Annotated in this window: 20 protein-coding genes; 10 read left to right on the plus strand and 10 right to left on the minus strand. The window is 65.1% G+C overall.

Annotation, left to right across the window (positions count from 1 at the left end):
- Positions 1-11 precede the first annotated feature (11 nt).
- Positions 12-365 carry a hypothetical protein gene (locus C2134_RS15200; RefSeq protein WP_158248779.1) on the plus strand — a complete coding sequence of 118 codons (354 nt, stop codon included), beginning with the start codon at positions 12-14 and terminating at the stop codon, positions 363-365.
- Positions 366-427: 62 nt separating this feature from the next.
- Complete coding sequence (locus tag C2134_RS15205; protein WP_103320976.1) at positions 428-832, plus strand: hypothetical protein; 405 nt, start codon at positions 428-430, stop codon at positions 830-832.
- Positions 833-836: 4 nt separating this feature from the next.
- Here the strand turns inward: C2134_RS15205 and C2134_RS15210 are convergent, their stop codons facing one another.
- Both C2134_RS15210 and C2134_RS15215 read right to left on the minus strand, forming a co-directional pair.
- The gene (locus tag C2134_RS15210; protein ID WP_103320977.1) at positions 837-1,811 is read right to left on the minus strand and encodes a quinone oxidoreductase family protein; all 975 of its coding nucleotides are present in this window, start codon (positions 1,809-1,811) and stop codon (positions 837-839) included.
- Between the two features lie 80 nt (positions 1,812-1,891).
- The gene (locus tag C2134_RS15215; protein WP_103320978.1) at positions 1,892-2,473 is read right to left on the minus strand and encodes a YqiA/YcfP family alpha/beta fold hydrolase; all 582 of its coding nucleotides are present in this window, start codon (positions 2,471-2,473) and stop codon (positions 1,892-1,894) included.
- 190 nt (positions 2,474-2,663) lie between these two features.
- Between C2134_RS15215 and C2134_RS15220 the strand changes: the two genes are divergently transcribed.
- From C2134_RS15220 to C2134_RS15230, 3 genes are all read left to right on the plus strand, one after another.
- A complete protein-coding gene (locus C2134_RS15220) occupies positions 2,664-3,071 on the plus strand; it encodes a hypothetical protein (protein ID WP_103320979.1) in 408 nt (135 codons plus the stop codon).
- A gap of 95 nt (positions 3,072-3,166) precedes the next feature.
- Complete coding sequence (locus tag C2134_RS15225) at positions 3,167-3,622, plus strand: MarR family winged helix-turn-helix transcriptional regulator (protein WP_103320980.1); 456 nt, start codon at positions 3,167-3,169, stop codon at positions 3,620-3,622.
- A gap of 86 nt (positions 3,623-3,708) precedes the next feature.
- Positions 3,709-4,137 (plus strand): organic hydroperoxide resistance protein, encoded by a 429-nt coding sequence (locus tag C2134_RS15230; protein ID WP_103320981.1) that lies wholly within the window; start codon positions 3,709-3,711, stop codon positions 4,135-4,137.
- A 67-nt stretch (positions 4,138-4,204) separates the two neighbouring features.
- Here C2134_RS15230 and C2134_RS15235 read toward each other — a convergent pair whose 3' ends face one another.
- The 5 genes from C2134_RS15235 to C2134_RS15255 all read right to left on the minus strand — a co-directional run bounded on the left by C2134_RS15235 (position 4,205) and on the right by C2134_RS15255 (position 11,342).
- Positions 4,205-5,677 carry a sensor domain-containing diguanylate cyclase gene (locus C2134_RS15235; protein ID WP_158248780.1) on the minus strand — a complete coding sequence of 491 codons (1,473 nt, stop codon included), beginning with the start codon at positions 5,675-5,677 and terminating at the stop codon, positions 4,205-4,207.
- Between the two features lie 132 nt (positions 5,678-5,809).
- Positions 5,810-6,547 (minus strand): LytR/AlgR family response regulator transcription factor, encoded by a 738-nt coding sequence (locus tag C2134_RS15240; protein ID WP_103320983.1) that lies wholly within the window; start codon positions 6,545-6,547, stop codon positions 5,810-5,812.
- Entirely contained in the window at positions 6,535-8,244 is a 1,710-nt protein-coding gene (locus C2134_RS15245; protein ID WP_103320984.1) for a response regulator, read from the minus strand. Before C2134_RS15245 ends, C2134_RS15240 begins: the two co-directional genes overlap by 13 nt.
- Positions 8,245-8,383: 139 nt before the next feature.
- Positions 8,384-10,522, minus strand: coding sequence for a UvrD-helicase domain-containing protein (locus C2134_RS15250; RefSeq protein ID WP_103320985.1), 2,139 nt, complete (start codon positions 10,520-10,522; stop codon positions 8,384-8,386).
- 64 nt (positions 10,523-10,586) lie between these two features.
- Positions 10,587-11,342: a substrate-binding periplasmic protein gene (locus tag C2134_RS15255; RefSeq protein ID WP_103320986.1), complete on the minus strand. Its 756-nt coding sequence runs from the start codon at positions 11,340-11,342 to the stop codon at positions 10,587-10,589.
- Positions 11,343-11,730: 388 nt separating this feature from the next.
- On the opposite strand from C2134_RS15255, the gene metH reads away from it, so the two are divergent.
- Positions 11,731-15,444, plus strand: a complete 3,714-nt coding sequence (gene metH / locus C2134_RS15260) for a methionine synthase (protein WP_103320987.1) — start codon at positions 11,731-11,733, stop codon at positions 15,442-15,444.
- The gene (locus tag C2134_RS15265) at positions 15,434-15,946 is read left to right on the plus strand and encodes a DUF2878 family protein (RefSeq protein WP_103320988.1); all 513 of its coding nucleotides are present in this window, start codon (positions 15,434-15,436) and stop codon (positions 15,944-15,946) included. The genes metH and C2134_RS15265 overlap by 11 nt, the downstream gene beginning before the upstream one ends.
- A gap of 52 nt (positions 15,947-15,998) precedes the next feature.
- Here the strand turns inward: C2134_RS15265 and C2134_RS15270 are convergent, their stop codons facing one another.
- The 3 genes from C2134_RS15270 to C2134_RS15280 all read right to left on the minus strand — a co-directional run bounded on the left by C2134_RS15270 (position 15,999) and on the right by C2134_RS15280 (position 20,187).
- Positions 15,999-17,261: an MgtC/SapB family protein gene (locus C2134_RS15270; RefSeq protein WP_103320989.1), complete on the minus strand. Its 1,263-nt coding sequence runs from the start codon at positions 17,259-17,261 to the stop codon at positions 15,999-16,001.
- 221 nt (positions 17,262-17,482) lie between these two features.
- Positions 17,483-18,871: an aminopeptidase P family protein gene (locus C2134_RS15275; RefSeq protein WP_103320990.1), complete on the minus strand. Its 1,389-nt coding sequence runs from the start codon at positions 18,869-18,871 to the stop codon at positions 17,483-17,485.
- A gap of 98 nt (positions 18,872-18,969) precedes the next feature.
- Positions 18,970-20,187, minus strand: a complete 1,218-nt coding sequence (locus C2134_RS15280) for a benzoate/H(+) symporter BenE family transporter (protein ID WP_103321020.1) — start codon at positions 20,185-20,187, stop codon at positions 18,970-18,972.
- Between the two features lie 119 nt (positions 20,188-20,306).
- On the opposite strand from C2134_RS15280, the gene C2134_RS15285 reads away from it, so the two are divergent.
- The 3 genes from C2134_RS15285 to C2134_RS15295 are packed head-to-tail and all read left to right on the plus strand — an operon-like array spanning position 20,307 to position 23,341.
- A complete protein-coding gene (locus tag C2134_RS15285) occupies positions 20,307-21,734 on the plus strand; it encodes an aminotransferase-like domain-containing protein (protein WP_103320991.1) in 1,428 nt (475 codons plus the stop codon).
- Positions 21,728-22,240 carry a GNAT family N-acetyltransferase gene (locus tag C2134_RS15290; RefSeq protein ID WP_103320992.1) on the plus strand — a complete coding sequence of 171 codons (513 nt, stop codon included), beginning with the start codon at positions 21,728-21,730 and terminating at the stop codon, positions 22,238-22,240. Before C2134_RS15285 ends, C2134_RS15290 begins: the two co-directional genes overlap by 7 nt.
- A gap of 9 nt (positions 22,241-22,249) precedes the next feature.
- Positions 22,250-23,341: an NAD(P)/FAD-dependent oxidoreductase gene (locus C2134_RS15295; protein ID WP_103320993.1), complete on the plus strand. Its 1,092-nt coding sequence runs from the start codon at positions 22,250-22,252 to the stop codon at positions 23,339-23,341.
- Positions 23,342-23,385: the final 44 nt, after the last annotated feature.

Here is a 23,385-nt window from a genome sequence, read left to right on the forward strand (position 1 = left end):
GACAAGGTAAAATGGCGACTATGAAGCGATATCTGATCACTCTGCTGAGCGCAAGCCTGTTGCTGCAACAGGCGGCATGGTCGCGTCCGCAGAAAGAATCGCCGCCGCAGCGCGACAGGGGAACCTGGAATCAGATGTCGCGCAAAACCTGCGAAGCCAATCGCAATTGTCCAGACAGCCGCCGCCTGCAGGAGTTGCAGCTGCGCGAGGCCGCGCGCAATGGCGATATCGGCTTCGATCCGGCGCGCCATCAAAAACGCATGATGCCGCCGCCGCCGGACGGCCATCCACAAACTATACCCAGCAAGCCCAATTTTTGGCAGGATAAGCACAGGCAGGAACTGGAGCACAGCCAGTCCGAATAAGAGAGCGGCACTTGAATGCCGCAGGGTTCCGAATTGTCGTCCGACCGGGAAGGGACGCCGCGATGAAGCAGCAGGGGACATCCAGATGGCAGGGCTATCTGCGGGCCGGTTTGGGCTTGCTGCTGCTCTGCCAGTACGGCTATGCGGCGGCGCCCGCCATCGATGAGGACTGCAGCCGCGCCGTGGCGCCGCAACGTTGCCTGCTGTACCGCCAAGGACTGCGCAGCTGCCAGGATCTGGGCGAATCGCACCGGCGAACCTGTCTGGCCTACTACACCCCCGCCCTGAATTGCCAACGCCAGCGCGATGCCAAGCGTTGCGAGGCGCTGGTCGCGGCTCAGACTTCCTGCGAAGGCGCGCTCGGCGCGGCGCGCCGGAAATGCGTGGACGAAAGGCTGCCGGCGGCCGACTGCAGCCGGGGACGCGATGCCCGCGAGTGTGCGCCGCCTCTGCCCTTGGGCGATTGAGGCTTCAGGGCAGCAGGATCACCGAACCGGTGGTCTTGCGCGCTTCCAGGTCGCGGTGCGCCTGGGCCGCCTCGGCCAGCGGATAGCGATGGGACGGCGCCAGCTTGATCGTGCCGTCTTCCAGGCGGCGGAACAGCGCGGCCGAGGACGCTTCCAGCTCGGCGCGGCTGGCGATGTAGTCGCCTAGCTTGGGCCGGGTCAGGAACAAAGAGCCGCGCTTGGTCAGCTCCAGCGGCGATACCGCCGGCACGGGGCCGGAGGCGTTGCCGAAAGTCACCATCATGCCGCGCGGACTCAGGCTGTCCAGCGAGGCTTCGAACGTGCTCTTGCCCACCGAATCGAACACCACCGGCACGCCTTTGCCGCCGGTGATCTCGCGCACTCGCGCCGCGACGTCTTCCTCGCTGTAATTGATGACATGGGCGGCGCCCAGCCGGCGCGCGATCTCGCCCTTGGCCGCCGAACCGACGGTGGCGATCACCTGCACCCCCATCGCCGACAGCCACTGCAATGCGATCTGGCCGACGCCGCCGGCGGCGGCATGCCATAGCACGGTCTGGCCCGGCTGAACCGGGAAGGTGCGTTGTACCAGGTATTCGACGGTCATGCCCTGCAGCATCGCGCAGGCGGCCGTTTCGTCGGCGATGCCGGCCGGCAGCTTGAGCAGATGCTCCGCGGCGATCAGCCGCTCGCTCGAATACGCGCCCAAAGGCCCGCCGGCGTAGGCGACGCGATCGCCTGCTCGCAGCCAGTCCACGCCCTCGCCCACGGCAAGCACCACGCCGGCCGCTTCGCTGCCCAGGCCGCTGGGCAGGGGCAGCGGATACAGGCCGCTGCGCTGGTAGGTATCGATGAAATTGACGCCGATGGCGCTATGGCGCAGATGCACTTCGCCCGGTCCGGGCCGGCCGATCTCCACATTTTCCAGCTTCAGCACTTCCGGGCCGCCGGTGGCGGCGAAAACGATCTTCTGACTCATGGGCAACTCCTCGCGGAAAATATCGGATCAGTGTGCCGCCGCGCCTCACGGCGAACAAGCGCCGCGCGCTGAACGGGGCGTCAAGAAAGTTTGGACAATTGTTTTTGGCCCCAGGCCACCACGTCCGGCAATACCTTGGGCCAGTTGTTCAAGCGGTGGTCGTCGCCGTTGAATACGGTTTGTCGGCTGCCGCTGTAATGTCGCGCGGCTTCGCGCCAATCCAGCACTTCGTCGCGGCTGCCCAGCAGCAGCCAGTAGCGTCCCGCCGTCGGTTTATCCGTTTTTTGCGCCTGCAGCGCCGCCAGATCGGCGTCGCCCAGGGTATAGACCTCGCCGGTATACGGATTGGTCTGTTCCCCGGCGAAGCGCGCCAGGTCGCGGTCGGGCTGGATGGCGGGATTGATCAGCGCCGCCGGCCGGGCGTGGCGCTCGGCCAGATAGCTGGCGTAGAAGCCGCCCAGCGAGCTGCCTATCAGCAAGGTGTCGGCCGGCAGCGACAGCAGCAGCGTTTCCGCCTGGCGGATGGCTTCGGCCGGATGCGGCGACAGTTTGGGGCAGTGCAATTCGATATCCGGCGCATGCAGGTTTAGCCAGGCGGCGGTTTCGCCGGCTTTCAGCGATTTGGGGCTGGAGTTGAAACCATGAAGATAGACGATGTGCATGACGGCATCCAGAGTAACGATGAGCCCATGGTACGCCGCGTGTCATCGATTGTCAGTGCCGGGTAAACCCGATGGCCGATGTTGTTAATATCGAGTAAAAACTCCTTTCCAATGGTTTCCAGCCATTGTCATGGCATCCCGCAAGATGCTGAAATATGCGCCAAATATACAAGCACGAGGAGAGAACATCATGAATCATCTGCCTGCCGGCGGCCCCACCGCCACCCCGCATTCGCTGGAAACCCTGATCATCGCTTGCGGCTATCTGCAGCACAGCGCCTTGCTGTTCGCCGAGGACATCGATGCCGACAAGGCGCTGATCCGTTCCGGTTTTTGTCCGCTGCATCAGGTGCAGCTGGATGCCCAGGGCGGCATGCGGGTGTTCGCTGAAGTGCACGAGGAGGTGAACGCCTTGCTGCGCGACAGCCATACCTTGCGTTTCGCTCTGCACGAGATGCTGATGCAGTTTGGTCCGAGCGTATGCAATGATGCGCTGGCGCGCATCGTGTTGCAGGGCGTCAACTCATTGGCGGATTGGCAGCAGGCCTGCCGTTCGCTGGCCGATCTGGGCCGCGGCCCGGTGCGGGTGGCGGCCTGAAGCCGATCGCGCCGTCGGTGCAGGCTGACGGCGCGTAGCGCGCCCCATCAATAAAATAGCTTGCAATTAAATTGTGTGCTATTTAATATGCAGCCATGGAAACCAAAGATTGCTGTCCCCCGGGGGACGAGTTGCTGCGTTTGGATCAGCAGCTGTGTTTTGCGCTGTATTCCGCCTCGCTGGCGATGAACAAAGTGTACCGCGATAGCCTGAAACCGTTGGGCATCACGTATCCGCAATATCTGGTATTGCTGGTGTTGTGGGAACAGGATCAGCGTTCGGTGTCGGACATCGGCGACAAGCTCTATCTGGATTCGGCGACCCTGACGCCGTTGTTGAAGCGGATGGAGGCGGCTGGCTGGCTGGAGCGGCAACGACTGGCCAGCGACGAACGCGTGGTGATGGTCCGCTTGAGCGAAGCCGGCAAAGCGCTGCGAGCGCAGGCCGAGCAGATTCCGCTGCAATTGGCATGCCGCAGCGGACTGCAATTGGATGAGATCGCGCATTTGCGTCAGGCCTTGTGCGGCTTGCGCGATCAGTTGCTGCAGTAAACCCGTCAGGGTTTTGATAATTAAATAGTGTACTATTTAATAGTGAATATTTTAGCCGGAACGGCGATAGCCATAGGAGCAGTCTCATGAATCTTCTGCAAAAAGTGCTGTACACCGCTGAAGCCACCGCCACGGGCGGCCGCGATGGCCGGGCCGAATCGAACGACGGCGCGCTGCAAGTGAAGCTGAGCACGCCGCGCGAACTAGGCGGGGCTGGCGGCGACGGCACCAATCCCGAGCAATTGTTTGCGGCCGGTTATTCCGCCTGCTTCATCGGCGCGCTGAAGGTAGCGGCGCAACAGGCAGGCGTGCGCCTGCCGGCGGAGGTGTCGGTGACCGGCAAGGTATCGATCGGACCCATTGCCCATGGCTTCGGCATCGCCGCCAAGCTGGCGGTGTCGCTGCCCGGCATCGAGCGCGAGGTTGGGGAGAAATTGATCGAGGCTGCGCATGGCATCTGCCCGTATTCCAACGCCACGCGCGGCAATATCGAAGTCGAGCTGACCCTGGTGTAAGCGCGTTCGCGTCCATCCAAACCAAGACGCCGCCCGGCATGCCGGGCGGCGTCTTATTGTGCGGCGATCACTCTATGGTTTCGGATTCGCGGCTCAAGGATTGTTTGTTGCCGTACATCTTGCGGTCGGCCACCGCCAGCAATTCGTCAATCAGCAGGCCGTCTTCCGGGTAGTAAGCGGTACCGATGCTGACGCCGACCAGGACGCGATGCTGCTCAACCTGATAGGGAAGCTGGATGGACTGTTTCAGCCGAGTGGTCACCTTGTCGGCCTCGCGGTTGGATTCGACGTCTTCCATGAGGATCACGAACTCGTCGCCGCCGATGCGGGCGACGGTATCCTCATCGCGCACCACGTCCTGGATGCGGGCTGCGATCAATTGCAAAATCCGGTCGCCTACCACATGGCCGAAGGTGTCGTTGACTGGTTTGAAACGGTCCAAGTCGAGAAACAGCAGCGCCAGCCGCTTGCCGTTGCGGTCGACGCGGCTGATGGCGTGCTGCAGTCGGTCGTAGAACAAATTGCGGTTGGCCAGGCCCGTCAGCCGGTCGTGATTGGCCAGATGGAACAGCTGGCTTTCCCGCTGGCGCCGCAAATTGCTGCTGCGGACAAAGCTGTAACTGGCCAAGGCTAACCCTGCGGCGAGCAGCAGGCTCAACAGCAGCCAGACCGACCATTCAAACAGGCCGATTTGCGCCCAGCCCTGCTGCCAGCGCAAGGTGAGGCGCAGCGGCTGATTGCCGCCGCCCAGCATCTGAGTGGCCTCCAGGCGCGGGAACAGCAGTTGCTCCAGCTGGCTGGACCCGGCGCTGCCCAGCCGCAGCGCGTGGCCATCTGGCGGTTGCGGCGGATCATCGCGATGGCGGATGCTGAGCTCCATGCCGGTGGGCAGAGACAAGTCGGCGGGCAGCAGAGAATCGGCGCGGATGAACAGCATGGCGAAATGCTTGGGTTGCAGATCGAGCATCCTGGGGGACTGTTGAGTGTCGATGTCCCGCAGCAGCGCGTAGCCGGTTTCGCCTTGCGGGAGAGTCAATTGGCGCGACAACGTGGTGCGGCCGCTGTTCAGGCTCTCTTGCAAGGCGTCGCGCAATTGCGGCTGTTGCCAGGCGTCGCGGCCTATCAGCTGTAGATTCGTTTGCGACTGCGGTTCGGCAAACATCAGCGGAAAGTATTCATCTTGTCCGGCGGGCGGTGTCGCGTCGCTGGAGAAGCCGCGCAGGCGATAGCCTTTGCCATACTCGTGTTGCAGTTTCTGTTTGAAATCAGCCAGTTGAACGGCTGGGATGCGCTCAATGTGAGCCAGTGCGGAGATCTGAGGGTAGCGCCGCAGCAGCTGCAGGACAAATGGATGTTTTTGCCGAGTTTCGCTGCGATGGTCCAGCGCGCTGAAGGTGGCATAGCTGTCGAGCACGGTCTCGTTGGTCAGCAGGCGCTGTTTCAATTGCTCGGTCAACTGCTGCATCTGGTTGTTGAATTGCTGCTCCGCGCCCAACAGCGAGCGGCTGGCGATGGACAGCGCGGCCAGTGCGCTGAGCATCAGCCAAAGAGCTATGCATACAACATAAACCAGTCTTGCTTGCATGTTAAAACCATCGACATAAATTCGGCAATGACTGATTCTATAAGAATGGGGGGTTATTTTTTAGCAATAAATCGGAGAAACAGCGAATTAAGTAATAGTACGTAACGCATGGCGAGAGGCCAGCGCGGACTTGATCGCGGGGATTTGGCGGCGGCTGACCGACAGCGGCTGAGCGATGTCGCGCAGCTTGATTTGCCATTGATCGACGGCGGTTTGATTCAGCTCCTGAACCGTGTCCCGCATGACCAGGCAGCTGCGGTGGATGCGCAGCACGGCGTCGCCCAGGCGCTGCTCCAGCGCCACCAGCGCCTCGTCCAACAGGTATTCCGCGCTGCGGGTGACCAAGGTGACGTATTTCAACTCGGCCTTCAGATAGCGAACCTCGCTGAACGGCACGTTCAGCAGCCGGCCGCGCTGACGCACCACGAAGCAGGGCGGCGCGTCAGGATTGCCGCAGCGCGCCTCGGCGCGGCGCAGACCTTCGGCCAGCCGCTCGCGGCGCACCGGCTTCAGCAGGTAATCGGCGGCGTTAAGTTCAAACGCCTCCACCGCGTAATGGTCATGAGCGGTGCTGAAGATCAACTGCGGCGGCAACGGTTGCTGCCGCAGATGGCGCGCCAGGGCCATGCCGTCGCGGCCGGGCATGCCGATATCGAGCAGCACGACGTCGACCGGGTGGCGCGCCAGCCAGTCCTGGGCGGACTGGCTGTCTGCCTGACAGTGCACCTGCGTCACGCCCAGATCGCCGAGCAGCTGGCGCAGCCGCTCGCGCGCCAGCATTTCGTCGTCCACCACCAGGACGCGCAGACGGCTCAAATCACCCATTGCGGCTTGTCCATCTTGCTGACCAGCAGCCGCCACGACTGCAGGATCTTCTGGAATTTGTTGTTGGTCGGCGCCAGATCGCGCACCTTGCCCAGCAGCTCGTAGGCGCGGCGCATATGGCTTTCGTGCCAGCCGCTCTGGCTGACATAAGCCATCACGGAGTTGATCAAGTTCAGCATGATCTGCACATTCTGCGGCAACTCTTCCAAGGCCTTGATGAAGTGTTCGATCGCCGCTTCGTATTGGCCCGATTGGGCCAGCAACACCGCCTGGTTGTTCAGCTCGGACACCGATTTGACGTTGCTGGAGATCAATTGGCGGCCAACGGCGCCCAGGCCGATTTCTTCGAACATCTCGCCGAAACGAGTCAGGGCATCCTCTTCGTCGTGATGATTGCGGATCAGGTATTCCATCACCTCATTGCCGCGGCCTTCCCGGCCTTGCTGGTAGCAGGCGCGTGCGTATTCCATCTGCGCGTCCTGGTCCAGTTTGGGCAAGAGCTGGCGGAAGCGCTCGTCGGCCGTGTCCAGCAGCTCGCCCGCCTTGCCGTCTTCGCCGTTCTTGGCCTGCAGCCGGCTGTCTACCACGCCGGCCAGCCATTCCGCCTCCTCGTTGTAACGGTAGTCGTGGCGCAGATTGCCCAGGGTGCGGCTGGCGTTGGCGGTGTCGCCGCGCGCCAGCTGGATGCGGGCCAAGGTGGCGTAGTGGGTGGGGCTGCGGTGCCAGGTGTATTTGGCGATGTCCAGCGCTTGCTGATAAGCGGTCTCGGCGGTGGCGAGATCGTTGTTCATCACCGCCGCTTCCGCCAGACGCTGCTGGCGGCTGAACACCACCGGCGAAAGTTCGGCGGCCTGCTGCAAGACATGCTGCGCGCGTTTCAGATCGCCGTTGCCGCGATACAGCTTGGCCAGCCAGTCATAGGCTTCCATCACCTGGTTGTTGTCGGCCAGCACGGCCTCGAACAGCAGCCTGGCCTCATCCAGCGACTTGAGGCCGACCAGCGCCTTGGCCAGACCCATCTTGGCCCAGGTGGTGGGCTTGATGCGCAGCACCTGCATATAAGCGTCGCGCGCGGTGTCGAAGTCCTGAATCTTCAGCGCCAGCGAGCCTTTCAGGCGCATGAAGTCGAAGGCGAATTCGCCGTTCTCTTCTATCTTGCGGTTGCAGGTGTCGATAGCGCTCAGGTATTCATGGTGCAGGATGCTTTCGTCCACCAGCCGGAACGCCTCGCGCTTGCGCATCGCCCTCTCCAGCCGCGCCCGCAGCACTTCGCCAGTGAACGGCTTGAGCAGGTAGTCGTCCGGCACCAGCTCGGCGGCGGAAACCACGCGTTGCGAACGGCGTTCGCCGGTGACGATCATGAAGACGCAGGATTGTTTCAGCAGATTGCGCGCGCGGATTTCCTCGAACAGATACAGGCCGTCGTAGCCGTTGCCCAGATCGTAGTCGCACAACACCACGTCGAACTCGTACTTGGCCATCTTGGCCAGCGCGTCGCTGGGCTTGGTGGCGTATTCGACGCTGTTGGCGCCGAAGGACGACAGGGTCATCGCCATCGCCCGCTGCATCTGCGGCAGGCTGTCTATGATCAGAAACAGCCGTTTGGCGTAGGGATTGTCATAGCTGCGCTGCGCGGCGGGCCGCGCGCGTTGCGCCGGTTCCGTCGCGACGGCCGGGCTGGAGGGAGAGTCGCTCATCGCACCTGGGTCTGGCATGGTTATGGCTCAGTCGGATTGTTTTTGCGGCGGGCATGCTCCACTTCGGCCCGGTTTGTCGATCCGCCGCCCCCTGCTGTTGTCTTGCCGCGGCGCGCCGCGGCTCAGGGGGCAGCGTTTCTTAGGCTGGCGTCAGTTTGGCGTAGCGCAAGTCCAGCCACTTTACTCCATGTTCGGCGAAGTTGATCTGCAAGCGCACATCCTCCCCGTTGCCTTCGGCGTCTATCACCACGCCGATTCCGAACTTGGCGTGGCTGACTGCCTGGCCGATGGACAGGCCGTAGGCGTTGTCGGCCTGGCGGCGCGGCATGGCGGCGCGCCGCGGCTGCTGCGGCGCAACGGGTGTTTTCACTGTAGCAGACAGCGAGTGAATCAGTTCGCCTGGAATCTCGTCGATGAAGCGCGACGGGATCGGATAGCGGCTCTGGCCATGCAGCATGCGGCTTTGCGCGCTGGACAGATACAGCCGCTTGCGGGCACGGGTGATGGCCACATACATCAGCCGCCGCTCTTCCTGCAGACCCTTGCCGTCCATGATGCTGTTTTCATGCGGGAACAGGCCTTCTTCCAGTCCGCTGACGAACACCGCGTCGAACTCCAGGCCCTTGGCGGCATGCACCGTCATCAGCTGCAAGGCGTCGCTGCCGGCGTCTGCCTGGTGTTCGCCGGCCTCCAGGCTGGCGGCGGACAGGAACTCGGTCAGCGCCTGCTCGGGCTGGTCGGGCAGGAAGCTGGCGGCGGCGTTGACCAGTTCGTCCAGGTTGGCCAGCCGCTCTTCGCCGTCCTTCTTGTCCTGCTCGTACATGTCGCGCAGGCCGCTGCGGTCTATGGCCAGGCTGATGGTTTCGGCCAGGCTGAAGTCGCGGCTCTGCTCGCGCAGCCGTTCGATCAGCAGCACGAATTCGCCGATCTTGGCGGCGGTGCGTCCGCTGCCGGCGCCGCAGGCGGCTTGCCACAGCGAGACGCCCTGCTCGCGGCCTATGGCCTGCAGGTTTTCCACGCTGCGCGCGCCGATGCCGCGCGCCGGCACATTGATCACGCGCAGCAGCGCGTTGTCGTCGTCCGGGTTGGCGATCAGCCGCAGATAGGCCAGCGCGTGCTTGATTTCCTGGCGCTCGAAGAAGCGCAGGCCGCCGTAGATGCGGTAGGGAATCTGGGCGTTGACCAGCACATGCTCCAGCAAACGCGATTGGGCGTTGGAGCGATACAGCACGGCCATGTCGGACAGGGCCAGGCCTTCGCGGTGCAGGCTTTTCACCTCGTCGATGATGAATTCGGCCTCGTCGCCGTCGCTGCCGGCCTGGTAGAAGCGGATTTTTTCGCCTTCTCCGGCGTCGGTCCACAGATTCTTGCCCAATCTGCCGTCGTTCTGTTCGATCAGCGCGTTGGCGGCGTTCAGGATATTGCCCATGGAGCGGTAGTTCTGCTCCAGCCGCACTGGCTCGGCGACGTGGAAATCGGACAGCAGGGCGCGCATATTGCCCACCTCGGCGCCGCGGAAGCCGTAGATGCTCTGGTCGTCGTCGCCGACGGCGAACAGCGCGCCGCGCTCGCCGGCCAACAGCTTCAGCCAGGCGTACTGCAGGCGGTTGGTATCCTGGAACTCGTCCACCAGGATGTGGCTGAAGCGGCTGCTGTAGTGCGAGCGCAGCGCTTCGTTGCGCGACAGCAACTCGTAGCTTCTGAGCAGCAGCTCGGCGAAATCCACCACGCCTTCGCGGCGGCATTGCGCGTCGTAGGCGGCGTACAGCTCCACCAGCTTGGCTTCGTACGGGTTCAGCGCCGGCGGCAGGGCCTCGGCGCGCAGTCCGGCTTCCTTGTTGCCGTTGATATAGCTTTGCACCGCGCGCGGCGGATATTTCTCATCCGACAGCTCCAGGCTTTTCAACAGACGCTTGATCGCGGCTTGCTGGTCGGCGGAGTCGAGGATCTGGAAGGTTTGCGGCAGGCCGGCGTCGCGGTAGTGGATGCGCAGGAAGCGATTGCACAGGCCGTGGAAGGTGCCTATCCACATATTGCGGACATTGACCGGCACCAGCGCCGACAGCCGGGTCTGCATCTCGCGCGCGGCCTTGTTGGTGAAAGTGACCGCCAGCACGCCGGCCGGCGAGGTCTGCCCGGTGGACAACAGCCAAGCGATGCGGGTGGTCAGCACCCGCGTCTTGCCGCTGCCGGCGCCGGCCAGCACCAGCGCGCTCTTGGCGGGCCAGGTGACGGCGCGCAGTTGTTCGGGATTCAGGCCGGCTAACAGATCGCTCATGACGGGACGTTTTCGCTGCAAAAACGCCATTTTAGCATGCGTCCCCGTCAGCTCATGGCCGGCGTCACTCCTGGGCCTGATAGCGGGTCAGCATCGCCTTCAGCTTGCCGTTCTTGTGCAGCCGCTCGATGGCGCGGTTCAACTGCTCCAGCTTCAGCGGCGATTGCGGCGACAGCGCGCACATCGTCGAATGCGAGGACACCACCAGCGGGTGCAGTCTGAACGCGGCGGCTTCCTGGGCGTGTCCGCGCGCCCACCACGCATAGATGAACTCGGTGACGATGGCGACATCGCTCAACTGTTTTTCCAGCGATTTGAACAGCAATTCAAAACGCGTCTCGGTTTCACGGCTGCTGCGATTGCTGGTCCACAGGTATTCCAGCTCCGGGTAGTGGTAGCCGTGCTGGGTGCCGATGCGCTTGCCGGCCAGATCGTCGAACTGGCGAATGGTCGGCAGGCCTTTCAGCGACAATACCCGCTCGGTCAACGGGTAGATTTCCCGGCTCCAGTTCAAGCGGGCGGAATTGCCGTACCAATCAGGATTGGCGTTGCAGATGATGTCCACCTTGCCGGTTTCTATCGCCGGCTCCACCCGGCGCCGCGCCAGGATGACGAATTGCGGCTGCATGTTGAGCTCTTCGGCCAATAGTTGGCCGATATCGAGCGACAGTCCGCCTGTCAGTTTGGCGCCATCGGGCGACAGTACCGCCATGGGCGGCGCGTCGGTATCGGCGACGCCAATGCGCAAGGGGGCGGCCGAGGCGGCGGACGCGATCAGCAGCAGGCAGGAAAACCACCATTTCTTATTCGTGCTGGCCATATCGATGCGTTCTCTTAATTCTAATGAGGGCTGTCAGAAGCGGTGAAAGCCGATGTTATGATGACCGTAGCAGGCCCGGTGGCCCCCAGGGGCTGTTGACGCTTGCTGAGCGATCGCGCCGGAGCGCATTTCGCGACGGATCGAGGCGTTTCGCATGCCGCATAGCATTCTATGCCAGTGCGGAACAACGAAGAGTCGTCGCGAAAGGCGCCCGGCCCTGCGGGTTTGGCCGCTTTTGGCCGGATGCGGCGTTGCGCAGCCCTGGCATAGAATAACTATGCGGCGGACTACGCGCCTTGCATCCGGCCAAAATCGGCGCAAACGCGATCCACGCAGCAAGCATCAACAGCCCCTAGATACCGTTTTAGACAAACACGCTGCAATTGATATGACAAAACCATTACCTCATCCAGTTTTTCAGCACCTGTCGCAACGCATTCTGATCCTGGATGGGGGCATGGGCACCATGATCCAGCGCCACCAGTTGTCCGAGGCCGACTACCGAGGCGAGCGTTTCGCCGACTGGCCCTGCGACGTCAAGGGCAATAACGACCTGCTGGTCTTGACCCGGCCCGACGTGATCGCCGGCATCCACCAGGCTTATCTGGACGCCGGCGCCGACATCGTCGAGACCAATACCTTCAACGCCACCTCCATCGCCATGGCCGACTACCGGATGGAGAGCCTGGTGTGGGAAATCAACCGCGAGGCGGCAAGGCTGGTCAAGGAACTGTGCGTGGCGGCAACCGCCCGCAACCCGGCCAAGCCCCGATTCTGCGCCGGTGTGCTCGGCCCCACCAACCGCACCTGTTCTATCAGCCCGGACGTCAACGATCCCGGCTATCGAAATGTCACTTTTGACCAACTGGTGGCAAGCTATACCGAGGCGATAGACGGCTTGGTGGCCGGCGGCGCGGATATGCTGTTGGTGGAAACCATCTTCGACACGCTGAACGCCAAGGCGGCCGTGTTCGCCATTCATCAATACTTCGACGAGCGTCCGGACACGCCGCGCTTGCCGATCATGATTTCCGGCACCATCACCGACCAGTCCGGCCGCACGCTGACCGGCCAGACCACCGAGGCCTTCTATAACTCGCTGTCGCACGCCAATGCCGCGAGCTTCGGCCTGAACTGCGCCTTGGGCCCGGACCTGCTGCGGCCCTATGTCGAGGAATTGGCCCGGGTGTCGGCCACCTATGTGTCCGTGCACGCCAACGCCGGCCTGCCCAATGCCTTCGGCGGCTACGACCTGGAGCCGCAGGCGATGGGCGAGTATGTGCGGGAATGGGCGGAATCGGGCCTGATCAATATCGTCGGCGGCTGTTGCGGCACCACGCCGGAACACATCGCGGCCATCGCCCAGGCGGTGGACGGCCTCGCGCCGCGGCCCTTGCCGTTGATCGAGCCCAAGTGCCGGCTGTCCGGCCTGGAGCCGTTCAACATCGGCGACGAGGACTTGTTTGTCAACGTCGGCGAGCGCACCAACGTCACCGGCAGCCGCGCTTTCGCCAAGCTGATTCTGAACGGCGACTACGCCACCGCGCTGGATGTGGCGCGGCAGCAGGTGGAAAACGGCGCCCAGGTCATCGACATCAATATGGACGAGGGCATGCTGGACGCCCACGCCGCCATGGTGCGCTTTTTGAACCTGATCGCCAGCGAGCCGGACATCGCCCGCGTGCCCATCATGATCGACTCCTCCAAGTGGGAGGTGATCGAGGCCGGCCTGAAGTGCATCCAGGGCAAGGGCATCGTCAATTCCATCTCCATGAAGGAAGGCCGCGACAAGTTCGTCGAACAGGCGCGCTTGCTGCGCCGCTACGGCGCGGCGGTGATCGTGATGGCGTTTGACGAGCAGGGCCAGGCCGATACCTACGCGCGCAAGATCGAGATCTGCGACAAGAGCTACCGCATCCTGGTGGACGAGGTGGGTTTCCCGCCGGAAGATATCATCTTCGATCCGAACATCTTCGCCGTCGCCACCGGCATCGACGAGCACGCCCGCTACGGCCTGGACTTCATCGAGGCCACCGGCTGGATCAAGCAGCACCTGCCGCACGCCAAGATATCCGGCGGCGTGTCCAATGTGTCGTTCAGTTTCCGCGGCAACAACAAGGTGCGCGAGGCCATCCACGCGGTGTTTCTGTATCACGCCATCCAGCGTGGCATGACCATGGGCATCGTCAACGCTGGCGCGTTGGAGGTGTATGACGAGGTCGATCCGGAGCTGCGCGCGCGCATCGAGGACGTGGTGTTGATGCGCCAGCCCAAGGGGGGCGGCGACGCGACCGAACGGTTGATCGAGCTGGCCGAGAAATTCAAGGGCGAGGCAGCCGGCGAGAAAAAGGGCGAAGACCTGGCCTGGCGTTCCTGGCCGGTGGAAAAGCGGCTGGAGCACGCGCTGGTCAAGGGCATCACCACCTTCATCGTCGAGGACACCGAAGAGGTGCGGCTGAAGTGCGCGCGGCCGATCCACGTGATCGAAGGCCCGTTGATGGACGGCATGAACGTGGTCGGTGATCTGTTCGGCGCCGGCAAGATGTTTTTGCCGCAGGTGGTGAAATCGGCCCGCGTGATGAAGGCGGCCGTCGCGCATCTGGAGCCGTTCATCGAGGAGGAAAAGATCGCGCTGGGCTTGTCCGACGCGCCGGCCAAGGGCGTGATCATCATGGCCACGGTCAAGGGCGACGTGCACGATATCGGCAAAAATATCGTCGGCGTGGTGCTGCGCTGCAATAACTACAAGGTGATAGACCTGGGCGTGATGGTGCCGTGCCAGGCCATACTCGACGCCGCGCGCGAGCATAAAGCCGACATCATCGGCCTGTCCGGCCTGATCACCCCCAGCCTGGAAGAAATGAGCCATGTGGCCAAGGAGATGCAGCGCCAGGGCTTCAGCATTCCGCTGTTGATTGGCGGGGCGACCACGTCCAAGGTGCACACGGCGGTCAAGATCGCGCCGCATTACCAACATCCGGTGGTCTACGTGCCGGACGCCAGCCGCGCGGTGGGCGTCTGCTCCAATCTGCTGTCCGACACCTTGAAGGACGCCTTCGTGCTGGAAAACGCCGCCGAGCAGCAGCGCGCCCGCGACGGCCACGCCAACAAGGCCAACCGCAAGGTGGTTTCCTTGGAGCAGGCGCGCGCCAACAAAGAGAAAATCGACTGGGCCGGCTATACGCCGCCCAAGCCGCAATGGCTGGGCGTGCGCCGTTTCGAGCACTACCCGCTCTCTGAGATTGCCGCCTATATCGACTGGACGCCGTTCTTCCAGAGCTGGGAGCTGGCCGGCCGCTTCCCGCGCATTCTCGACGACGAGATCGTCGGCGAATCGGCCCGAGCCTTGTACGCCGATGCGCAGGCCATGCTGAAGCAGATCATCGACGAGAACTGGCTCGCCGCCAACGCGGTGATCGGCCTGTTCCCGGCGGCGAGCGTGGGCGACGACGACATCGAAATCCGCAACCCGGACAACAGCGCCAGCCTGATGACCTGGGTGGGCCTGCGCCAGCAACTGCCTAAGATGGACGGCAAGGCCAACTGGGCGCTGGCCGATTACATCGCGCCCAAGGACAGCGGCGTGCAGGACTATATCGGCGCCTTCGCCGTGACCGCCGGCATCGGCATTGAGCCGCATGTGAAGCGCTTTGAAGACGCCAATGACGACTACTCCGCCATTCTGCTGAAGGCCCTGGCCGACCGCCTGGCCGAGGCTTTCGCCGAGCTGATGCACGCCCGCGTGCGGCGCGAGTTCTGGGGCTACGCCGCCGACGAGCATATCGACAACGAAGGGCTGATCGACGAACTCTATCGCGGCATCCGTCCGGCCCCTGGCTATCCGGCCTGCCCGGACCATACGGTGAAGACCGGCTTGTTTGAGCTGTTGGACGCGCCGGCCATCGGCATGACCTTGACCGAAGGCTACGCCATGCTGCCGACGGCAGCGGTGTCCGGCTTCTACTTCAGCCACCCGCAATCGCGCTACTTTGGCGTCGGCAAGGTGGAGAGGGACCAGGTGCAAAGCTACGCCGAACGCCGCGGCGTCAGCATCGAACAGGCCGAGCGCGATCTGGCGCCGAATCTGGGCTATGACGCCTGAACCTGCCGCGCCGCCCTGGCGCCGGCTGATCGCGGCCGGCCTGGCCTTCAACGGCTGGTGGCTGCTGCTGGTGTATTTCCGCGACCATCTGGCCGTGCTGACCCTGGCCGGCGCCCTGCTGGCCTGGGAGGCGCTGCCGTCCGGGCTGAGAAAGCCCGCCCTGCTGCTGGCGGCTGCCGGCAGCGCGCTGGATTTTGCCTTGGCCGCCAGCGGACTGCTGCGTTTCGTCGGCGTCGGCACCCTGCCCTTGTGGATGATGACACTGTGGCTCAGCTTCGCCTGCTGGTGGGTCTGGCTGCTGCAGGCCTGGCGGCCGTCGCCGCGCCTCTTGGCCGCCCTGGGCGCGCTGGCGGGCCCGGCCGCCTATTACGCCGGCTTCCAGCTGCAGGCCCTGCAGCCGGGCCTGCCCTGGTGGGGATTGATGCCGATCTTGGCCTTGCTATGGGGCGTCGGTTTGCCGCAGACCTTGCGCCTGACGCGGCAAGGCCGCGCGGCGCAATGAACGAAACGGTGGATAAGTTTCAGCGTGTTGCATGGTTGTGGGTAAGCGGACTTCACGCCCATAAAACAGACGCGAGCCCCAGCCCCAGCGCCGCCAGCGCCAGCAACATCAACAGGGCCTGCCGCCCGGCTTCGCGCGACCCCAGCGACAGCGCGTAACACCCCTTGGCCACGTTATTGGCCGAGGCGGCGATCAAAATGGCCGCGGCCGCCACCGGCAGCGGCGTCAGCTGCGGCGTGGACTGGGTGATGCCCATGATGAACGGGTCCACGTCGCTGACGCCCATCACCGCCGCCAGCGTGTAGACGCCGGCCGTTCCCAGGTATTGCGCCGCCAGCCGGGTGGCTACCAGCATGGCGATGAACAGCACCGCAAACAGCAGGGCAGTGCTGATTTCCAGCGGGTTTTTCGGCTGATAGGCTTCGTTGGCCACGGCGGCGTCCGATCCGCTCTTGGACCACAGCCAGCCGCTCAGCAGCGCCAGCGCTGCCAATAGCGAAAACAGCGGCCACAGCCGCAATAGCAGCGCGAAATTGAACAGCGCCAGGAAGGCCATCAGCCGCAGATACATCATGCCGGAAGCCATCACGATGGCCCCGGCGTACACGCGCGGCGCGGCGGCACCGGCGGAACGCCGCGCCAGCACCACCGTGGTGACGGTGGACGAATAGGCGCCGCCGGCCAGCGCCGCCAGCAACAGGCCGCCGCGCCCCTGGCGCAGCCGCTGCAGCAAATAACTGCCATAAGAAATGGCGCTGACCGCCACCACCACCAGCCAGGTGTTGAACGGATTGATCTGGAAGCGGCTCATGGCCTGGTTGGGCAGCAGCGGCAGAATCACCGCGGCCAGCAGCAGAAACTGGGTGAAGATGAGGATGTCCGTCGGGTCGATGCGTTGGGCCAGGGTTTCCAGCCGCGTCTTGAATTCCAGCAGCAGCAGGCTGGCCACGGTCAGCGTGGCGGCCAGCCAGTACAGCTCGCGGCAGACCAGCACGCCGATCAGATAGGTGGCCAGGCCGGTCATCTCGGTGGTGACGCTGGAATAGCCGGAGCCGCTGAGCTTGTGCCAGTACGACATCAGCAGGAAAGCCGCCACCACCGCGAAGCCCAGCGCCACTGGCATCCATTCGCCGTGCGCCAGCGTGGCGATGACATAGCCGATCAGCCCGATCAGCGGATAGGTGCGCACGCCGCCGAAGGCGTATTTATCGCCGCCGGCCTTGCGCTCTTCCCGCTCCAAGCCAATCAGGAAGGCCAGGAACAGCACCAGGGTGATTTGCGTCGCCTCGGGCGGCAGCCAGTCCAGATAGCGCATGGGGAGGGGTTTCCGTTTGAAACGGTACTGTCTTCAAGATATCCCGTATGGATGGCGGTGTACACCCGCGATGTCGTCACTGCGCAGGATAGTTGATTCCGGTCAGGCGCGCGGGCTGTGGATCAATCGGCTATTGGGCTGGAGTTGTGGATAAGTCGGCGCCGGGCCAACAAAAAACCCGCGTCTGGCGACGCGGGTTGCGGGGTGGCTATGGCAGGCGCTTATACCGCCATCACCGCTTCGATCTCTTCCACCGTCTTCGGAATCGGCTCGCCCAGCACGCGGCTGCCGTCTGCCGTCACCAGCACGTTGTCTTCGATGCGGATGCCGCCGAAGTCGGCGTATTCGCGGAACTTGGCGTAGTTGATGAAGGCGCTGTGGCGTTCTTCCTTCTCCCAGGCTTCGATCAGCGCCGGAATGAAGTAGACGCCCGGCTCCACCGTCACCACCATGCCAGCTTTCAGCGGCTTGCCCAGCCGCAGATAACCCAGGCCGAACAGCGGGCTGCGCTCGGCGCCGTCGCCGTAACCGACCAGGTCTTCGCCCAATGCTTCCATATCATGCACGTCCATGCCGATCTGGTGGCCCAGGCCGTGCGGGAAGGCGATGGCATAAGCGCCGGATTCGACGATGGCGTCGGCGTCGCCGCGGAAGAAGCCCAGCTCGGCCATGCGCTCCACCATTACGGCGGCGGACAGCTTGTGGATGTCCTGGTATTTGACGCCGGGTTTGATGGCGGCGATGGCGGCCTCCTGCATCTCCAGCACGATGTCGTACAGCTCGCGCTGGCGGGTGGAGAACTTGCCGCCCACCGGGAAGGTGCGGGTGATGTCGCTGGCGTAGCCGCCGCCGCTGGCGCAGCCGGTGTCGTTCAGCACCAGGTCGCCTTGCTGCAGCACGTTGCCGTGGCCATGGTTGTGCAGCACTTCGCCGCGCTTGGAGAAGATGGACGGGTAGGCCAGGTGCCAGTCATGGCGGCGCATGATGCCTTCCATGATGCCCACCACTTGGTATTCCAGCACGCCCGGCTTGGCGTTTTGCATGGCCGCGATATGCATGGCGTGGGTGACGCCCAGCGCGTTTTCCATCTCGGCGATCTCTTCCTCGCCCTTGATTTCGCGCAGCGCCACCACGGCGCGGGTCAGCGCCGGACAGAAGCCGGCCTTCACCTCGGCCGGATGCACGTCCAGCAGACGACCCATTTCGATCAGCGTCTCGCCGCGGTACGGCGCCAGGTAGCGCACGGGGCGGCCGGCAGCGCGGGCCTCGGCCAGCAGTCGCGCCAGCTCGGCGTACGGGCGGCTGCGGCCCACGGCGGCCTTGGCGGCGCGTTCAGACAAGCTGGGCAGCGGGCCGGTCCAGACGATGTCGGACACATCCGGATCATTGCCGAACAGGGTGGCTTCGCCGCTGTCGGCGTCGATCACGCCGGCCAGGCCCGGCTCGTTCAGGCCGAAGAAGTAGCGGAAGCTGGAATCCTGCACAAAAGGCAGAGTGTTGTCGTGGTAGTTCATCGGCGAGTCGACATTGCCGACGAACAGCAGCAGGCCGGACAGGCCAGCCTGTTGCAGGCGGGCGCGGCGCGCGGCGAAGACGGAAGGGGCGAACATGCTTTTCTCCTTTTGCCGCAGGGCGGCTAAGCATGCCGCTGCGGATAGATTTAGCCGTCTAACTTATCACGCGCCGGCCCGGCCGGCCAGCCGCCGGCTCAAGGGGCGGCCGCGGCTTCCGCCTTGGAAGGCGCAGGCTTGGCGGGTTGCAGCAGCCGGCGCAGCAGGCCGCCGGCCAGCATGGCCCACAAGGGCGCGCCCAGGCCGGCGATGCTGATGCCGGAGGCCGCCACCACGAAGGTCAGCAGCGCCGCTTCGCGGTGTTCGCCATCGGCCAGCGCCGCGCCCAAGGACGAAGCCAGGGTGCCGAACAGCGCCAGCCCGGCGGCGGTCACCACCAGCGCCTTGGGCAGCAACAGCACCAGGGCGGCCAGCGCGCCGCCGGCCAGGCCCAGGACGATGTAGAACAGGCCGCAGAACAGTCCGGCCACGTAGCGGCGGCTGCGGTCCGCATGCGCTTCCGGGCCGGTGCAGATGGCGGCGATGATGGCGGCCAGCGTCACGCCGTGGCCGCCGAACGGCGCGGTCAATATCGACGCGATGCCCAGCGCGGTGACTGGGGAGCGAGCGGGAACGCTATAGCCAAAGGTGCGCAGCACCGCCATGCCGGGCAGAAACTGGCTGGTCAAGGCCAGCAGGGCCAGCGGCAAGGCCAGATTGATGAAAGCGGACCACGACCAGGCCGGCATGGTGAAGGCCGGGCCGGCGATGCCGGAGAGCGCGCCGGCCGGCGGCGCGTGGAGCTGTCCTTGGCCCGCGCACAGCGCCACGCCCAGCGCGATGGCCGCCAGCAGCGCCCAGCGCGGAAACCAGCGGCGGCCGGCAAAAAACAGCGCCGCCATCGGCAGCACCAACGCCAGCTGCTGCGCGGCCTCGGTCACCACCTCGCCGACAAAATGGAACAGGATGCCGGCCAGCAGCGCCGCCGCCAGCGCCGGCGGAAACAGCCCCATCAACCGGTCGAACAGGCCGCTGATGCCCACCAGCGTCACGATGGCCGCCGCGGCCAGGAAGGCGCCGATAGCCTCCGGGTAAGGCACCCCGGGCAAGGCTGTCAGCAGCAGCGCCGCGCCGGGCGTGCTCCAGGCGGTGATCACCGGGGCCTTCCAGCGCCAGCTCAGCCACAGGCCGGCCACGCCGGAGCCGATGGACACCGCCCACACCCAGGAGCCGAGCTGGCCCGCGCTGAGGCCGGCCGATTGCGCGGCATGGACGATGATCAGAAACGGGCCAGAATAACCGACCAGCAAGGCCAGCGCGGCGGCCAGGGCCGAGGACGGCGCGGCGTCGCGCCGCAGGGTGTGCCAAAACTTCATAAGCGGGCTTTCTTGAATCAAGACGAATAGCGGCAGCGTGCCATGCCGGCCGTCTGCTTCCTCCCACAAGCCGGGTAAACAGTTTGTATGCGGCGCAATCTGTTTGATATAACAGTTGGATGGAAGCGATCTACCAAGACATAGCCCGCCAATTGGCGGCCAGAATGGACGCCGGCGAATTTCCGCCCGGCAGCCGCTTGCCGTCGGTGCGACAGCTGGCGGCCAGCCACGGCGTCAACAGCCTGACCGCGCTGGCCGCTTACCGCTGGCTGGAACAGAAGCAGCGGGTGGTGGCGCGGCCGCGCGCCGGTTTCTTCGCCGCCCTGCCGGCTGCGTCGGCAGCAGCAGCCCTCCACCGCGCGCTGCCCTCGCCCGCCACGCTGGTGGAAGTGGACAGCCGCATGTCGCAGCTGGTGGCGCTGTCGGCCTCGGACGTGGCGGTGCAGCTGCACATGGCCGAGGCCCACCACAGTCTGTACCCGTCGGCCGAGCTGGCGCGGCGGCTGCAGACCGCCTTGCTGCAGCGGCCGGAGCTGATCGGCGCCTATCTGCCGGCAGCCCAGCACGAGCGGCTGTGCGGCTTGCTCCAGCAGATGGCGGCCGGCTGGCAGATGGAGGTGAAGGCGGACGAGATCCTGTTCTGCAACGGCATCACCGAGGGCATCAGCCTGGCCTTGCGGCATTTGACCCGTCCCGGCGACACGGTGGCGGTGGAAACGCCGGTCTATTTCGGCCTGCTGCAAACGCTGGCGGCGCTGGGGCTGAAGGCGTTGGAGATTCCCTGCACGCCGGACGCCGGCCTATCGCTGGAGGCCTTGGAATTTGCGCTGCAATACGGCCCGCCGGTGCGTTGCCTGGTGACGGTGACCAATTACCAGAACCCCACCGGCGCGCGCATGCCGGATGACCACAAGAAACGGCTGCTGGCGCTGGCGCGCCGCCATGGCGTCACCCTCATCGAGGACGACGTGTTCGGCGAGCTGTATTTCGGCGAGGCGCGGCCGACGCCGCTGAAAGCCTGGGACCGCGACGGCGACGTGATCTACTGCGCCTCGTTCACCAAGAGCCTGGCGCCGTCGTTCCGCCTGGGTTGGCTGTCCGGCGGCCGCCACCACGCGGCCTTGGAGCGGCTGCGCGCCAGCAGCAGCCTGGTCAGCCCGGCCTTGCTGCTGGGCACGCTGACCGATCTCTTGGCCAGCGGCGACTATGCCCGCATCAGCCAGCGGCTGCGCCGACAGCTGGCGCGGCAGATGGAGCAGGTCGCCGACGCGGTGCTGGCGGCCTTCCCGCGCGGCACCACGCTCAGGCGGCCGCAGGGCGGGCTGTTGCTGTGGGTGGAAGGACCGGAAGGATTGGACAGCGGCCGGTTGCTGGAGGCGGCGCTGCGCGAGTCGATCAGCTTCGCGCCGGGCATGCTGTTCTCGGCGGAACCGCGTTTCCGCCATTGCCTGCGCCTGAACTTCGGCCAGCCTTGGGACGAGGCGCAGCGGCAAGCCATCGTCCGGCTGGGAGAGCTGGCCGCCGAGCAACTGAGGACGACATGCTAGACACCCGCATCGCCATCCGGCCGGCCCGTTTGGCCGACCTGCCCTTGCTGGCCGACATCGAGCGCCGCGCCGCCGCGCTGTTTCCGGAATCCGATCTGCCGCCGGCTTTGCGCGGCGCGGTGCTGCCGGCCGAAGCGCTGGCCGGCGCCCAGCTTGACGGTCTGTTGTGGGTGGCGGAGGACGAAGGACGCGTGGCCGGCTTCGCCCTGGCGGAGATCGTCGACGGCCATCTGCATCTGGCCGAGATGGACGTGGACCCGGACCACGCGCGGCGCGGATTGGGCGCGGCGCTGCTGCGGCGGCTCGTCGTCGAGGCCGCGATGCGCGGCCACGCCGCCCTGACGCTGACTACCTTCGCCCATTTGCCGTGGAATGCGCCATTCTATCGCCGCCATGGCTTTCAGGATTTCGCGCCCGACGCCGACAGCCAACTCGCGGCGCGGTTGCGCGCCGAGGCGGCGGCCGGTTTCCGCAATCGCGTCGCCTTGCGGCGCGTTATCGACTGAGGCAGCACGATGGACAGAATCGATAGCGTGGTCATCGGCGCCGGCGTGATCGGGCTGGCGGCGGCGCGCGCGCTGGCCGAGGCCGGGCGCGAGGTGGTGATCGTCGAGGCGGAGCGGGCCATCGGCCAGCACGCCTCCAGCCGCAACAGCGAGGTGATCCACGCCGGCCTGTATTATCCGGCCGGCAGCCTGAAGGCCAGGCTGTGCGTGGCCGGACGCGACGCGTTGTACCGCTACTGCGCCGAACGCGCCATTCCGCATGCGCGGCTGGGCAAGCTGATCGTCGCCAGCCGCGACGGGCAGCTGGCCAAGCTGGCTGCGCTGGAACAACAGGCGCGCGCCAATGGCGTCGCCGATATCCAGCGGCTGTCCGCCAGAGAGGCCCGCGCGCTGGAGCCGGCGCTGGATTGCGCCGCCGCCCTGCTGTCGCCGTCCACCGGCATCATAGACAGCCACGCCCTGATGCTGTCGCTGCTGGGCGATGCCGAAGCTGCCGGCGCGCAGCTGGCGCTGGAGTCGCCGGTCACCGGCGGCGAGGCGACAAGGGGCGGCATCGTGCTGCGCGTGGCCGGCATGGAGCTGTTGGCCGAACGCGTGGTCAATGCCGCCGGGCTGTTCGCGCCCAGTGTCGCGCTCTCCCTCGCCGGCCTGCCCGCCGCTGCGATTCCGCTGGCCCATTACGCGCGCGGCGTGTATTTCTCGCTGCAGGGCCGCGCGCCGTTTTCGCGGCTGATCTACCCGCTGCCGGAAGCGGGCGGCCTGGGCAGCCATTTGACCTTGGACCTCTCCGGCCAGGCGCGTTTCGGCCCGGACGTGGAGTGGGTGGACCAGGTGGACTACCGGGTAGACCCGGCGCGCGCCGCCGCCTTCTACTGCGCGGTGCGCGCCTGGTGGCCGCAACTGCCGGACGGCGCGCTGTCGCCAGGCTACGCCGGCATCCGCGCCAAGATCGCCGGGCTGGGACAGCCGGACGCGGACTTTGTCATTCAGGGGCCTGCGGCCCACGGCGTGAAGGGCCTGGTCAATCTGTTCGGCATCGAGTCGCCGGGCCTCACCAGCTGCCTGGCCATCGCCGATGCCGTGGCCGCGCTGCTGGATTAGAGCAAATCGCTTACAATCGCCGGCAAAGGGGAGAAACCACAAGC

It is taken from the genome of Chromobacterium sinusclupearum (assembly GCF_002902845.1).
GTDB classification, from domain to species: domain Bacteria; phylum Pseudomonadota; class Gammaproteobacteria; order Burkholderiales; family Chromobacteriaceae; genus Chromobacterium; species Chromobacterium sinusclupearum.